We start from the raw sequence: 13,512 nt of genomic DNA on the forward strand, positions 1-13,512 counted from the left end.
CAGTCGCGTGCCAGCTGATCAGCGGGGCGTGACGGACGCTCGCCCGTGCAGCGAGGCCTGGTCGGCCGCGGCCCGGCCGGACGCCCAGCCGGCCCGGTTGTTGATGGTCGTCGTCTGCTGGGTCAACTCGGGGAACTGCTGGTCGAAGACATCGCGTACGGCGTCGTCGCGGGCGGCGAGGACCGGGAGGAACTGGGCAGCCTGCGCCGACTCGGCCAACTCCTGGTCCACTCCGCCGGCCGCGGCCTCGAGTCGTTCGCCGATCCGCGACGCGTACGCGGTCAGGAACGACTGGCGGAACGAGCGGGTCGTGTTGCGCCCGTACCGGTCGGTGCTGGGCTTGGCCTGTGTCATCGCTCGCGTCGCCTGCACCAGCAGTGAGGTGAACAGCAGCTCGGTGGACTCCAGGTCGGCCGGGAAGCCGACGACGCTGCTGAAACCGAAGCGTTTGCTCCACACCGCGCGGCAGCTGTTGGCCTCGGCGACGACCTGCAACAGCAGGGTCTTCGGCGCCTCGTACGGATTGTCGATGCCCACCCGGCGGGTGTTCGGCTGCTCGCGCTCACCGGTCGCGGCGATGAGCAGGGCGTGGTCGATGCGGTGCCGGGCCATCAGTTCCTGGGCCTTGGCGGTGAACGCCTCTGCCTCCTCCGGGAAGTCGGTGGACTCTGCCTTGGCCAGCAGGGCCCGGACCCGGTCGAGGACTCGCTGATCCAGGTCGGCCGACGGTGTCGCCCTGGTGGGCCGAGCGGTGCCCGGCACCGGCCCGACCTGCTCGATCGGTGGTAGCGTCGCGAGCAGGTAGCAGATGTCGATCATGATGGCGATGACCGCGCTGCGGTCCAGGCACTGTCGCTCGCCCCAGACGGCCGGATAGTGGTCGTCGTGCTCCCACCACACCGTCGCGTCGAGGGACGTCAGCTGCGACTGCCACCGCGGATCGACGGTCGCCGCGGCGTAGCCACGCATTTGCGCCGCGATAACATCGATCATGAGCCGCCCGTGCCGCGCGGCGTGTTCACGGCGGGCCACCCGTACCAGCTCGGCCGGCTGCCAACCGTGCCGCCATGCCTGCTCGACCTCGCGGAGCAGGTAAGTCAGTAGCGCCCGGTTGACGACCTGGAGCCCGGCGGCGCCGCCGGGGCCGGTAATCAGTAGGCGGAGGCAGTCGTCGAACTCGGCGGCATCGTCGTGCTGCCGGGCGAACATCGCCTGGTTGATGATCTGTTCCGCGAGTTGCCGCTGCGTCGGCACGCTTGACCCGCCGTACCTGCCCAGCGGGTCGTCCTGCCCAGTCGCTGCGGCCCGCCGGCGTTGAGCCGCCGCGGCGGCTTTCCGCCTGGCCTTGTGGCGTTCACGACTGTTCCTGCCCATCGGTATCCTTTGGGTCCGCGAGGTCGAGCACCGAACGTTAGCAACCGGAGCCACGCCGTTCACCCGTACCACCCAGGCGGCCCCGGAGCGGAGCCGGCGATCGGGTAGCCTGGTGCCCCAGCGGGCCGTTAGCTCAATGGTAGAGCTGAGGACTTTTAATCCTTAGGTTCAGGGTTCGAGTCCCTGGCGGCCCACTCCAAGCTAATCCTGAGCTGCGAAAACGCCAGCTGAAGATCATCGGGCACAGCCAGGGCGCAACCTAACTCCGATCTTGGGCTCGGTAGCTACTCTGCCCGGTACTGCCGGATTGACGTGGTGCGACGGCTGACCACACACCTTCCGCATGCTTAAGCAAGCCCTTGGCTGGACCAGCCCGAAACTGCGCGATCCGCACGCCGCCGACCGCTGGACCTGGCTCGTGTTGGCCGCCTACACCCAGCTGCGCCTCGCCCGAGGCGCCGTCGGCGACCTGCGCCGGCCCTGGGAACGCCCAGCGTCGCCCGAGGGACTCACGCCCGCCGGCGTCCGGAGAGGGTTTCGGCACCTGCGCGGCAAAGCCGGCAACCCCGCCCGCGCGCCGAAACCGTCCCGACCAGGACGCGGCCGTCCACCCGGACTACGTAACCGCCACCCGGCAACCCGGCACGACGTCCACATCGTCACCGCCGCCACCAGCACAAAACCGAAAGGCGGCACGAAGAAAGCGAAGACTTCGAATAACCCGAGGCCACGTCGCACAGGTTAAAGCTCAAGTTAGACGCGCGGCGGCCTCCGGGAGACGGGGGTTGCGCCGGGCGATGACACGGTCCAGTTGATGGTCTGCTCATCTATCTATTCCGATGCGCCCTGCTCCGTTTTGGGTCCAGCGCGTCGGACCCCCGCTCGTTGCATGCGTGGATCACATCGCGGACGTCGTCCTCGCTGGCCCGGGTCAGAGGTCCCAGGTCACGTGCCATGTGATCGCGCAGGTGCAAGGTGGCGCGGACGGTGAGGTGGTTGGTCCGCGGTCCGGCGGATCATCGGCGCGGTGGCGGGAATCTGAGGCCTTCTGCGACCGAAAGGCTTCGGCATCCTCAGTGCCGCGGCGGGTCGGTGAAGAGTGTGATGAGGTCGCCGATGTGGTGGTCGGCTTCGGCGGGGTGCCGGAACCGGCCGGTGGCGTTGATGGTGTACGCGTTGCGCCGACCGACGCGTTCGCGGTGCAGGTATCCGGCGGCTTCGGCGACGTGGTCTGTGCGGCGCGTTCGGCGATGCCGACGGAGGTGGCGACGTCACGCAGGCGTGCGGTCGGCTCGCGAACGATGGCCAGTAGCACGTGCGCGTGGTTGGTGAGGAATGTCCACCCCTTCGCCGCGGATGCAGTGTTCGGCTGGGCTGCCACAGTCGTCAGCGCCTCCGTTCTCGACGTGGTCCTCTACTCCGATCTACGTAGTTCGAGACACGAAACCAGCATCGCAAATCTTCTCCCTGGTCTTGACAGGCGAAGCATGCTTCGCGAATAATTCGTCGTAGTTCGAAGGGGAGTACCCGACGTTCCGCGCACCGCCGTCAGTACGAGTCCGGCCTACCCGGGTTCCGGTGGTGCAGCCACTGGTTCAGTGGCTTGGGGAGACCTTCGTCCAGCACCGGCCGGCCTCTTGTGTGGGGTCCGGCCAGGACGAAAGGTCTCCCCTAGCATGTCCGTGTCCTGGTGGGTCTGGGCCGTACTCATGCTCGCGGTTGCCGCGATGCTGGCAGTCGACCTGTTCCTGCATCGCGACAACCACGTCATCGGGTTCCGCGAGGCCGCGATCTGGTCTGGTATCTGGATCGTCGCCGGTCTGCTGTTCGGCGTGATCCTGTGGCTGTGGCAGGGTGGCGAGGTAGCCGGCACCTACTACGCCGGATACCTGATCGAGAAGGCGCTGTCGATCGACAACGTGTTCATCTTCGCGCTGATCTTCACCTACTTCGCCGTCCCCGCCGCCTTCCAACACAAGGTGCTGTTCTGGGGAGTCATCGGCGCCCTGGTGTTTCGGCTGGTGTTCATCATCGTCGGCGCGGAACTGCTGGATTCGTTCTTCTGGACCGCCTACGTGTTCGGTGTGTTCCTCATCTATACCGGCTACCAGATGGCATTCCGCCACGGCGGGCAGACCCCGCCGGACCGCAACCCGGTCGTACGTCTGGTACGCAAGGTGATCCCGACCGACCCGGCATATCACGGCGACAAGTTCTTCACCCGAATCAACGGCAAGCGGGTGGCCACCCTGTTGTTCGTGGTGCTCATCGCGGTCGAGGCCACCGACCTGATCTTCGCCATGGATTCTGTGGCGACGATCTTGGCCATCACCACTAGCACCTTCATCGTCTGGACTGCCAACGCGTTCGCGATCCTCGGCCTGCGCAGCCTCTACTTCTGCCTCGCCGGGCTGCTGCGCCGCTTCGTGCACCTGCACTACGGACTCGCGGTCCTGCTCACCTTCGCCGGTGTCAAGCTGATCCTGTCGGAGACCCCGGTCGGCAAACTCCCGATTCCGGTCACCCTCGGCGTCATCGTCGCCACGCTCACGGTGTCGATCGTATGGAGCCTGCACAGCACCCGCGGCACCACCACGGACGCCATCGATGCCGGCGAGCCGACCGACTCCGCCCCGGATTCGCGCACTGATCACCTCGAACAGTCGCCGACACCGCGACGAGGGGCACGGTGATGACGACTACCCCGCCTTTTCTCCGCCGAGCTGCCCACCCACTGCGACCACCGATGTCGGGAACTATTCGACGCATGCCGCCGCGCAGCAGGCCGTGGGCTGCCTGCCCGGCCGACGGCCTTCCGGTCCGGCGCGCCACCGTCGTCGGTGTCGACCTACGCCTGGCGGATTGTTGTCGCGGTGACGCGCTGGCGCCGCGGTACGGGGCGTGGACACCGGCGCAGTCGCCCAAGCCGCTACCCGCGGCAGCCGGGAGTCCGCACCACCGTCGACGAGCGCATCGAACTCGGGCTGATCCGCGGCGGCTGGATCGCCCACCACCTTCGGTCCCCTCGACCACCATCACGGCGTCGCCCTCGCCGTCCGGAGCGGACAAGCAACCGCCACGCCCGGCCCTCGCGAGTGAGGTGGGCAGCGACCCGGCGGCGAGGCCGAGCCGTACAAAGCTGCTCAGCCTCGCCGTGACACGTCCCTCGTGAGGCGCTGCCCCGTACCCACCAGACAGGAGGACCGATGGACGCCACCCGACGAGATCTCCCGCCCGGATCCGTCGTACGACGCCAGGTCGGCCGCATCGCCGATGTCCTGCGCGCGGAGACGACCGGCGGCGCGCTCCTGCTCGCCGGAGCCGTCATCGCGCTCATCTGGGCGAACTCGCCCGGATCCCCCGGCTACGACGCCATGCGCTCGTTCACTGTCGGTCCGACCTGGCTGCACCTGGATCTGTCGCTGGCGGCATGGGCCAAGGACGGCCTGCTGGCCATCTTCTTCTTCGTTGCCGGGCTGGAACTCAAACGCGAGTTCGTGACTGGTGAACTCCGGCAGCCACGCCGCGCCGCGGTGCCCATCGCCGCCGCCGTCGGCGGTGTCCTGGCACCCGCAGCCGTGTACGTGCTGATCACCGCCGCCGCCGGAGCCGACGCCCTACGCGGCTGGGCCATCCCCGCCGCCACCGACATCGCCTTCGCCTTGGCGGTACTCGCCGTCATTGGCCGGCACCTGCCACCCGCCGTCCGGGTCTTCCTGCTCACCCTGGCCGTGGTGGACGACCTGATCGCCATCATGATCATCGCTGTCTTCTACACCGCCACCCTGTCGATCACGCCGCTGTTGGCCAGCGCCCTACCGCTGGTTGCCTTCGCGATCTTGTTACGACGCCGGGTGACCTCCGCCTGGCTGCTTCTGCCGCTGGCTCTTACCGCCTGGGCACTCGTGCATGCCTCCGGTGTCCACGCCACCGTCGCCGGAGTTTTGCTCGCCCTCACCGTGCCCGCCCGCCCGCAGGCCCAGCACGAGCACACCGCCGTGCCCACCAGCCTGATCGAACGCTTCGAGCACACCGTCAAACCGGTCTCCGCTGGCCTGGCCGTACCTGTCTTCGCGTTGATGTCCGCCGGGGTTGCCATAGGCGGCCTGGGCGGACTGGTGTCCGCCCTCACCGATCCGGTCGCCATCGGCGTCATCGCCGGGCTCGTCATCGGCAAGCCCCTCGGCGTCATCGCGGTCACCTGGCTCGTCACCCGCCTTACCCGGACAGGTCTCGGCACCAATCTGACCTGGACCCACATCACCGGACTGTCCATGCTCGCCGGAATCGGCTTCACCGTCTCCCTGCTCATCGGTGAGCTCTCCTTCGTCGATGGCACCGGACGCCATGACCATGTGAAGATCGCCATTCTCACCGGATCTCTGCTTGCCGCCGTCCTCGCCGCCGTCATCCTGCGTCTGTCCCAGCCTGCCCACCGACACAGCACCGACGCCATAACCCGCGACCCCGAGCAGACCCGAGCCGGGGAGACGGCAGGGACTGCGTAGATTTCCGTGCTTGACCTGGGTGTGGTCCTTCCTGGACAGGACGTCGATCCTGTGCAGGAAGGACCACGTCATGACAGACAAGAACAACGGGTACCGGATGGTGCGATGTCACGGGGTGGACCCCCTTGAACGCCCTCACGGGTCAGAGTTTCAGCAGGTCAACCTGCTTCCCCAAGGTTGCCGCAGAGGGCTCCGCCTGTCTCGGGATCACGACTCATAGAGGCGCTTGTGGCCGCTGAGGCCGGCCAGCCGGTACGGCCCGGTGGTCTCGCGCGGCCGGAGGTGATCGCCGCCGTCGGCCGGGAACGTCAGCTGGTGGAGTTCGCGATACCGGGCGTAGTCGATGTCCTGGCGCCGGTCGATCGCCGCCCGGTGCTGGGCGGTGCGTAGGTGGGTGCGGTAGCCCGGGACGACCTCGCCGGCGAAGAACTCGGCGACGCTGCCCGAGCCGTAGCTGAGGAAGCCGACCGCCCGGCCGGTCAGGTCGACCGCGCTGTCCAGCAGGGCGGCCAGGCCCAGATACATCGAAGCGGTGTAGCTGTTGCCGATCACCGAGTTGTACGCGGTGGTCGGCTGGACGGCCCGGTCCACGTCGGCCGCCTCGGCGTCCAGCCCGCAGTGCCGCAGCAGGTGCCGGTGCGCCTTGTACGCCATCTTGGTGAACGGCTGGTGATAGCAGAACGCCCGGAACTCGGTCAGCGCCCGGCCGCCCTGCTCGGCGTAGTCCTTCCATGCGCCCTGCACCGCCTGGAGGTACGCCGCGATGGACTCCTGCCCGTCGACCCAGGGCCGTGTTGCGGTAGTTGGGCCGCCAGAAGTCCATGATGTCGGCGGTCTGCAGACCGGCCGGGTCCTCGATGCGGACCAGGGCCGGGTCGGCGCTGACCAGCATGGCCACCGCGGCCGCGCCCTGGGTGGACTCGCCGGGACTGCCCAGCTCGTACCGGGAGGTGTCGGCGGCGATCACCAGGACCTGCTGGGCCGGGTCCCGGTGGACCAGGCCGATGGCGAACTGCAGGGCCGCGGTCCCGGCGTAGCAGGCCTGTTTGAGCTCGACGACCCGGGCCGCCGAGGGCAGGCCGAGCAGCGAATGGACATAGATGCCGGCCGCCTTGGCCTGGTCGATGCCGGTCTCGGTGGCGAAGACGACGGTCCGGATCCGGTCGCTGCCGTGCCGGGCGACGATCGCGGCGGCGGCGGTGGCGGCCATGGTGACCACGTCCTCGTCGGCGGCGGGCACGCTCATCGCGGTCTGCCCGATGCCCTGGTGGTACTTGGCCACGTCGGCGCCGGTGCGGGCGGCGAGGGTCGCGTGGGTCAGGACGTATTCGGTCGTCGCGAAGGCGAGGTCGTGGATTCCGACCGCGAGTTCACCGGACATCGTCAGCTCCGATCGTGGCGGGGCGCTCCAGGCGGACGTGGGCCCGCATCAGCTCGCCCGGGTTGGTCTGCGCGGCCAGCAGCGACAGCTCGCCGCAGAGCACCGTGGCGGCGCAGATGACGGCGAGGCGGCGGGCGTTCTCGCCGGGTGCCCGGTCGGCGCGGCAGCCGAGCCGGGTCAGGTTGTCGTCGACGAAGCCGAGGTCCTTGCCGTTGCCGACGGTGCCGACGATCAGGTTCGGGACAGTGCAGGAGAAGTAGAGGTCGCCGTCGCGGTCCTCGGCCACGGTGACGCCCTGCGATCCCTCGACGATGTTGGCCGCGTCCTGCCCGGTGGCCAGATAGAAACCGAGCAGCATGTTGGCGTAGTGGGCGTTGGCCGACCGGATGCCACCGGCCAGCAGGGTGCCGATCAGGTTCTTGCGGACGTTCAGCTCGGCGATCGCGGCCGCCGTGGTGTGCAGCCGGGCCCGCACGGTGTCCCGGGGGACGACGAGCTCGGTGACCACGTTCTTGCCCCGGCCCAGGATGCCGTTGACCGCGGTGGCCTTCTTGTCGGTGCAGTAGTTGGCCGAGATCGAGCCGTAGGCGATGCCCGGGACGGTGGCCAGCAGGTGGGTGAGCAGCGCGTCGGCGGCCAGCGTGGCCATGTTGTGCCCGGAGGCGTCGCCGGTGCGGAAGTCGAACCGCAGGAACAGCAGGTTGGCGGTGATCTCGTGGTGGAAGCCGAGCAGCTCGACGAACCGGCCGCACTTGCGGACCACCTCGCGCAGCTCGTCCAGGCGCGCGTCGACCTGCCGCACGGCCTGGTGCGCGGTGTGCGCGTCGTCGGCCCGGACCAGCACCGAGCGGGTCATCCGCTCGTCGACCAAGGTGGCGACGACGCCGCGCGGAACCGTCATGGAGATGCGGGCGCCGCGCCGGACCGAGGGCCAGAGCGGTGTCTCGTAGGTGGCCAGCGGGACCTCGGTCTCGATCTCGGCCACGTTGCCCGTGATCCGCATCGGCCCGACCCAGTTCATCGGTACCCCGGCGACGAGTGTCATCACATGTCTCCTTCGCTGTCCGCAGTGACCCCGGACCGGGTGCCGAACCGGGTCAGGGAGATGTCGCGCCGGGCGCAGAACGTGGCCAGACTCCCGCCGATCAGCACGTCGCAGCGGGCCAGGTCGGCCGGTGTCCGCGCGCCGAGGACGGTCATCAGGGCGGCCAGCTGGTCGAGCCAGGTGGCGATCAGTGCGACCAGGCCGGGCACCCCGTGCTCCAGGACGGTCCGCAGGAACAGCCCGGACGCACCAGCCGCGGCGGCGCCCAGGGCCAGTGCGCGCAGCACGTCGAGCGGGTTGCGGACGCCACCCGAGGCCAGCACGGGCAGGCCGGCGTCCCGGGCGTCGAGTAGGCAGGCCGGGGTGGACTGGCCCCAGCCGAGCAGGTACGAGTAGTCGGCCCGGTCGCGCCGGTCGTTCTCGATCCGGGCGAAGTCGGTGCCGCCCCGGCCGGCGACGTCGGCCACACGTACGCCCAGATCACCGAGCCGGAGCAGGGTTTCCCGGCTGAGCCCGAAGCCGACCTCCTTGACGATCACCGGGACGTCGACCCCGGCGGCGATCTTCTCGATCGCGGTCGCCCACGCGCCGAACGACCGGTCGCCCTCGGGCATCACGGTTTCCTGCACGCAGTTGACGTGGATCTGCAGGGCGTTCGCCTGTAGCAGGTCGATCGCACGGCGCGCTTTGTCCACAGTGGCGTTGGCGTTGACGTTGGCCATGATGAAGCCGTCCGGGTTCTGGCGCCGCATCACCCGGAAGGTGTCCGCCGTGGCCGCATCGGCGAAGTAGGCGCTCATCGACCCGGAGGCGATCGGCACCCCGGTCTCCCGGGCCGCGGTCGCCAGGTCCCGGTTGATCCGGCCGGTCATCTCGCTGCCGCCGGTCATCGCGTTGATGTACAACGGAACCGGCCACTCGATGCCGCCGAACCGGGTGGCCAGCGACACCTCGGCCCGGTCGATGCCGGCCAGCGCGTGATGGATGAACGTCACGTCGTCGAACTCGTTGGCGCCGGCGGGCCGGCGTTGCTGCTCGTGGGCGAACCGGACGTGGTCGTCCTTGCGTTCGGCGATCATGGCGCGCTCCCGTTCGTCGGCTCGACTCGGATCGGCAGGGGCTGTACCCCGGCGGCGGTCCACCCGGCGTACAACTGCTCCCGTGGCGCGGCGGCGTCCAGCAGGGCGATCCCGCAGTCGCCGCCACCGGCGCCGGACGGCTTGGCCGCGGCGCCGACGGTTTCGGCGATCTCGCACAGCGCGGTCAGGCGATCGGTGAAGATGCCCAGCCGGGCGTGTTCGTCCAGTTCGGCGAGGACCAGCCGGGCCGCGCGGATCTGCTCCATCACGTCGCCGTCCGACCCCCGATCGAGGGCGCGGATGGCGGCCCGCACACAGTCGTCGCTGCGGGCGAGAAAGTCTCTTGGCCTGCCGGTCGACGCCGGGGTGCCGGCCGGTTCGCTGGTCCAGCCGACGGCCAGGGTGAGTCCGCGCGGCGGCGGCAGCGGGCGCACGGCATGGTCCGGCCATGGGGCACGCAGCATCGCCTCGACGCCCTGATGCTCGGCCAGCGCGAGGACGGCTGTGCGATCCGGTGCCCGGTAGGCGATCCAGCCACCCCAGATGCTCGCCGCGAGGTCACCACCGGAGGCGCGGGCGTCGATCCGGGCCGTCGCCAGCAGGGCCAGCCGGAACAATTCCGATCGGGTCAGCTCGATCCCGGCGTACGCGGCCGCGGCGGCCACCGTGGCCACGGTCACCGCTCCGCTGGATCCCAGCCCCAGCTTGGTCCCGTGGTGGTGCAGGTCGCTCTCCACGGTCACCTGGAACGGCGGCACCTCGGCGCCTCGGGCGGCCAGCAACTCGCGGGCCACGGCGACCGCCGACTCCACGTGGGGTGAGCCGGGAGTCTCGCCACGGGACTCCGACACGGTGACGGTGACCCGCCGGTCGACCGCGATCAGGATGGCCGGGTGGCCCGGCTCCATCACCGCGTACTCGCCGGCGATGAACAGCTTGCCGGGCGCGCTCCGCCGGATCATCGCTCCGCCGCCAGTCGTGCTGCCGGTCCGCAGCGGGCGGTGACGATCGGGCACCCGGGAGCCGTGGCGCGCAACGCTTCGGCGACTGTTTGGGCGTCCGCGCTGCGGCAGAGGACTTTCACGTTCGGGCCGGCGTCCATCGTGGCGTACGCCGGGACACCCGCCCCGCGCAGCTGCAGCACCCGGTCGAGCACGGTCAGGGTGGCTGGCGCGAGATAGCGCACGGCCGGCCGGGCGGCCAGCATCGTGGCGTGCATCCCGAGGGCGTTGCGTTCGGCGATCTCACCCACCCGGTCGAGGTCGCCGGAGTCCAGGGCGGCCCGCATCTCGGCCAGGTCGACCCGGCTGGATTCGGCCCACGCCTGATAGAGCGGTGATGTCTCGGTGGTCCGGCGCATGGCGCCCCGGCTGGAGATGGCCTTGGCCCCGGCGTTCAGCACCACGATGACCATCGCCGGGTCGATCCCGCTCACCGGGAGCGGCTCGGCGAAGGCGCCCGTGCCTCGATGGCAGATCGCCCAGCCGGCGATGACCGACCGGGCGGCCGACACCGAACCGCGCCGGGCCAGCCGGGACAGCTCGGTGCGGTCGAGGTCGAGGCCGAAGGCGGCCGCCCCGGCGACGGCCAGCGCGGCGAACCCGCTCGCCGAGGAGGCCAGTCCGGCCCCGGTGGGGACGGTGTTGCGGGTGTCGACCACCGCCGGGGCCGGCCGGTTGGAGCGTTCCCGTAGCAGGTCCAGAAAGGTCGCCACCCGCTTGGTCGTCTCACCGTCGGCCGGGCGGCCGTCGAGCAGCACCGTGTCGGTGCCCGCGCCCGGGGTGAGCCGGACGGTGGTCGTGGTCGGGAAGACGTCCAGGGTCATCGACAGGCTGTCCACCGCCGGGATCATCAGCCGCTCGTCGGCCTTGCCCCAGTACTTGATGAGGGCGATGTTCGGGTGCGCGATCGCGGTCGCCGCCTCAGTCATGGCTCGCCGTCCCCGGCATCCGGACGATCCAGGTGCGTTCGGCGCCGGCCGCGCGTAGGGCGGCCGCCACCTGCTCGGCTGCCGTTGGTTCATCGGTCATTGCGAGCATGCAGCCGCCGAGGCCACCGCCGGTGAGTTTGGCGCCCAGGGCGCCGGAGTTCAGCGCTGCTTGCACCAAACTGTCGATTCGAGGGGTGCTGACCCCGAGTTCATGCAGCAGCCGGTGATTCTCGGTCAGCCGGCCGCCGAACCCGGGCAGGTCGCCGCGGTCGAGGTCGCCCAGGGCTCTGGTCGTCAGCGCGGCCACTTGGTCCACAAAGGCGTCACACCTGCTCGGGCGGCGGGCCACCAGGGCGACCGCCTCCTTGGTGTTGCCCGGGGCGCCGCTGTCCCCGATCACGAAGGTGGCTCGCGGATGGCCGTGGGGGAGTTCGCCGGCGGTGCCGGACCGGAACACCAGGAGCGACGCCGCGCCGGTGGCGACGGCGTCGATGCCGCTCGCCCGGCCGTGCGCCACCCGCTCCGACGACTGCACCAGGTCGTACACCTGGCCCGGGTCGAGCCGATGGCCGTACGCTTCGACCAGCGCCAGGGCGGCTGCCCGCCCGCAGGCGGCGCTGGACCCGAGCCCGCGGGAGGGCGGGACCGCCGACTCGATGACGATGTCGGCGCACAGCCCGCCGGTCCGCCCGGCCAGCTTCTTGAACTCGGTCACCAGGTGCCGCAGGCCGTCCGTGGCCACCGGAGTCACCGCCGCCCGGCTCGGCCCGCCGACAACCACCGGGGTCACCGCCGCCCGGCCGGGTTCACCGACGGCCACCGTGATCCGGTCGGGGCCGGAATTCGTGCCGGGGAACCGGGTCGCGGTCGCCGTGACGGTCAGCCGGGGGAGCGGGAGGACCAGTGCCGGGGCGCCGTACACCACGGCGTGCTCGCCGAGCAGGATCGCCTTGCCGTGCGCGTGGCCGACCCCGGGCGCGTCCGCGGACACCCCGCGGCCAGGTCGGGGGCGTAGGTCAGTCGGTCGCATCGCGTACCCCTTGCTTGAGCAGGTCGGCCAGGGCGGTGGCCAGCTCGAGCGCCTGGCCCCGGTTGAGGCGCGGGTCGCAGGCCGACTCGTAGCGGCGGGGCAGGTCGGCGAAGCCCACTCCGCCGCCGACGCACTCGGTCACGTTCTCGCCGGTCATCTCCACGTGCAGCCCGCCGACCTGGGTGCCCAGCGCGCGGTGCACCTCGACGAAGGCGGCCGTCTCGGCCATGATGTCGGCCAAGCGCCGGGTCTTGTGCCCGGTCGGCGCCGCGAACGTGTTGCCGTGCATCGGATCGCAAACCCACGACACCGGGGCGCCCGAAGCGGTTACCTTCGCCACCAGCTCCGGCAGTAGATCGCGGACGCGGCGCGCCCCCAACCGGACGACGAAGGTGAGCCGCCCCGGCCGCCGGTCCGGGTCCAGCCGGTCGATCAGGGCCAGCGCCTGCTCCGGGGTCGTGGCCGGGCCCAGCTTCACCGCGATCGGGTTGGCCACGGTGGCGAACCAGGCCACGTGCGCGCCGTCGAGCTGCCGGGTCCGGTCGCCGATCCACAGCAGGTGCCCGCTGCTCGCGTACCGCCGGCCCTGCTCGTCGGTGCGGGTCAGCGCCTCCTCATAGTCGAGCAGCAGGCCCTCGTGGCTGGCGTAGACCTCCGGGGCGTACGTCCGCATGACACCGCGGGTCGCCCGGGACGCCTCGTAGATCCGGTGCAGGCGGGCCGGGTCCGGCCGGCGGTCGCCCGGGCCGCAACCGGTGCCGTTGACCGCGTCGCCCCGGTACGCCGGCAGGGTGCGGCCGGCCACCGTCTCGGTCGGCCGGGAGCGGGGCTTGGCGTACTGACCCGCCATCCGGCCCACCGGGACGACCGGGACCCGCACGGCGTACGCGATGATCCGGGCCATCTCGCGGAGCAGTCGCAGCTTGCCGCGCACCGCCGGGATCTCGCCGAGGCGCTCGGCGCAGTCGCCACCCTGCACCAGGAACGCCCGGCCCTCGGCCACCCCGGCCAACCGCTCGGTGAGCGCGTCGCATTCGCGCGGCGCGACCAGGGCCGGCGCGGTCGCGAGCCGGTCGACGACCACCCCGAGCTCCCGCTTCGGCCACTGTGGACGCTGATGGGCGATGCGGGTGCGCCACGATGCCGCTGGCTCTGTCATCGGATC

Annotated in this window: 10 protein-coding genes, 1 tRNA gene and 3 pseudogenes; 4 read left to right on the forward strand and 10 right to left on the reverse strand. The window is 70.6% G+C overall.

The window, feature by feature from the left end:
- Window positions 1-18: 18 nt before the first annotated feature.
- On the reverse strand, window positions 19-1,254 hold the full coding sequence (locus B118_RS0116600; protein ID WP_043541458.1) for a DUF2786 domain-containing protein: 1,236 nt from the start codon (window positions 1,252-1,254) through the stop codon (window positions 19-21).
- Window positions 1,255-1,496: 242 nt separating this feature from the next.
- On the opposite strand from B118_RS0116600, the gene B118_RS0116605 reads away from it, so the two are divergent.
- Both B118_RS0116605 and B118_RS33685 read left to right on the forward strand, forming a co-directional pair.
- A tRNA-Lys gene (locus B118_RS0116605) sits at window positions 1,497-1,568 on the forward strand.
- Between the two features lie 137 nt (window positions 1,569-1,705).
- Window positions 1,706-2,119 (forward strand): annotated as a pseudogene (locus B118_RS33685) (NF041680 family putative transposase); the annotation flags it as partial.
- A gap of 328 nt (window positions 2,120-2,447) precedes the next feature.
- On the opposite strand, the pseudogene B118_RS30560 reads toward B118_RS33685, so the two are convergent.
- A pseudogene (locus tag B118_RS30560) lies at window positions 2,448-2,764 on the reverse strand (MarR family transcriptional regulator).
- Between the two features lie 286 nt (window positions 2,765-3,050).
- Between B118_RS30560 and B118_RS0116615 the strand changes: the two are divergent.
- Together B118_RS0116615 and nhaA are read left to right on the forward strand one after the other, a co-directional pair.
- Window positions 3,051-4,067 carry a TerC family protein gene (locus tag B118_RS0116615; RefSeq protein WP_028193055.1) on the forward strand — a complete coding sequence of 339 codons (1,017 nt, stop codon included), beginning with the start codon at window positions 3,051-3,053 and terminating at the stop codon, window positions 4,065-4,067.
- Window positions 4,068-4,580: 513 nt separating this feature from the next.
- Window positions 4,581-5,882 carry a Na+/H+ antiporter NhaA gene (gene nhaA, locus B118_RS0116620; RefSeq protein WP_028193056.1) on the forward strand — a complete coding sequence of 434 codons (1,302 nt, stop codon included), beginning with the start codon at window positions 4,581-4,583 and terminating at the stop codon, window positions 5,880-5,882.
- Between the two features lie 207 nt (window positions 5,883-6,089).
- Here the strand turns inward: nhaA and B118_RS32930 are convergent, their stop codons facing one another.
- From B118_RS32930 to B118_RS0116655, 8 genes and pseudogenes are all read right to left on the reverse strand, one after another.
- Entirely contained in the window at window positions 6,090-6,626 is a 537-nt protein-coding gene (locus B118_RS32930) for a hydroxymethylglutaryl-CoA synthase (RefSeq protein WP_238323952.1), read from the reverse strand.
- A gap of 190 nt (window positions 6,627-6,816) precedes the next feature.
- Window positions 6,817-7,263: pseudogene (locus B118_RS32935) on the reverse strand (hydroxymethylglutaryl-CoA synthase); the annotation flags it as partial.
- Window positions 7,253-8,308 carry a hydroxymethylglutaryl-CoA reductase gene (locus tag B118_RS0116630; RefSeq protein ID WP_018220988.1) on the reverse strand — a complete coding sequence of 352 codons (1,056 nt, stop codon included), beginning with the start codon at window positions 8,306-8,308 and terminating at the stop codon, window positions 7,253-7,255. The pseudogene B118_RS32935 and the gene B118_RS0116630, both read right to left, overlap by 11 nt.
- Entirely contained in the window at window positions 8,308-9,387 is a 1,080-nt protein-coding gene (gene fni / locus B118_RS0116635; RefSeq protein WP_018220987.1) for a type 2 isopentenyl-diphosphate Delta-isomerase, read from the reverse strand. The genes B118_RS0116630 and fni overlap by 1 nt, the downstream gene beginning before the upstream one ends.
- Window positions 9,384-10,349, reverse strand: a complete 966-nt coding sequence (locus tag B118_RS0116640; protein ID WP_027645793.1) for a phosphomevalonate kinase — start codon at window positions 10,347-10,349, stop codon at window positions 9,384-9,386. The genes fni and B118_RS0116640 overlap by 4 nt, the downstream gene beginning before the upstream one ends.
- Window positions 10,346-11,317 (reverse strand): diphosphomevalonate decarboxylase, encoded by a 972-nt coding sequence (gene mvaD, locus B118_RS0116645; RefSeq protein WP_027645792.1) that lies wholly within the window; start codon window positions 11,315-11,317, stop codon window positions 10,346-10,348. The genes B118_RS0116640 and mvaD overlap by 4 nt, the downstream gene beginning before the upstream one ends.
- A complete protein-coding gene (mvk, locus tag B118_RS0116650) occupies window positions 11,310-12,347 on the reverse strand; it encodes a mevalonate kinase (RefSeq protein ID WP_050592815.1) in 1,038 nt (345 codons plus the stop codon). The genes mvaD and mvk overlap by 8 nt, the downstream gene beginning before the upstream one ends.
- A complete protein-coding gene (locus tag B118_RS0116655) occupies window positions 12,334-13,506 on the reverse strand; it encodes a 3-deoxy-7-phosphoheptulonate synthase (protein WP_080645045.1) in 1,173 nt (390 codons plus the stop codon). Before B118_RS0116655 ends, mvk begins: the two co-directional genes overlap by 14 nt.
- Window positions 13,507-13,512: the final 6 nt, after the last annotated feature.

The organism is Salinispora pacifica CNR114 (assembly GCF_000514775.1).
In the GTDB taxonomy this organism is placed as follows: domain Bacteria; phylum Actinomycetota; class Actinomycetes; order Mycobacteriales; family Micromonosporaceae; genus Micromonospora; species Micromonospora pacifica.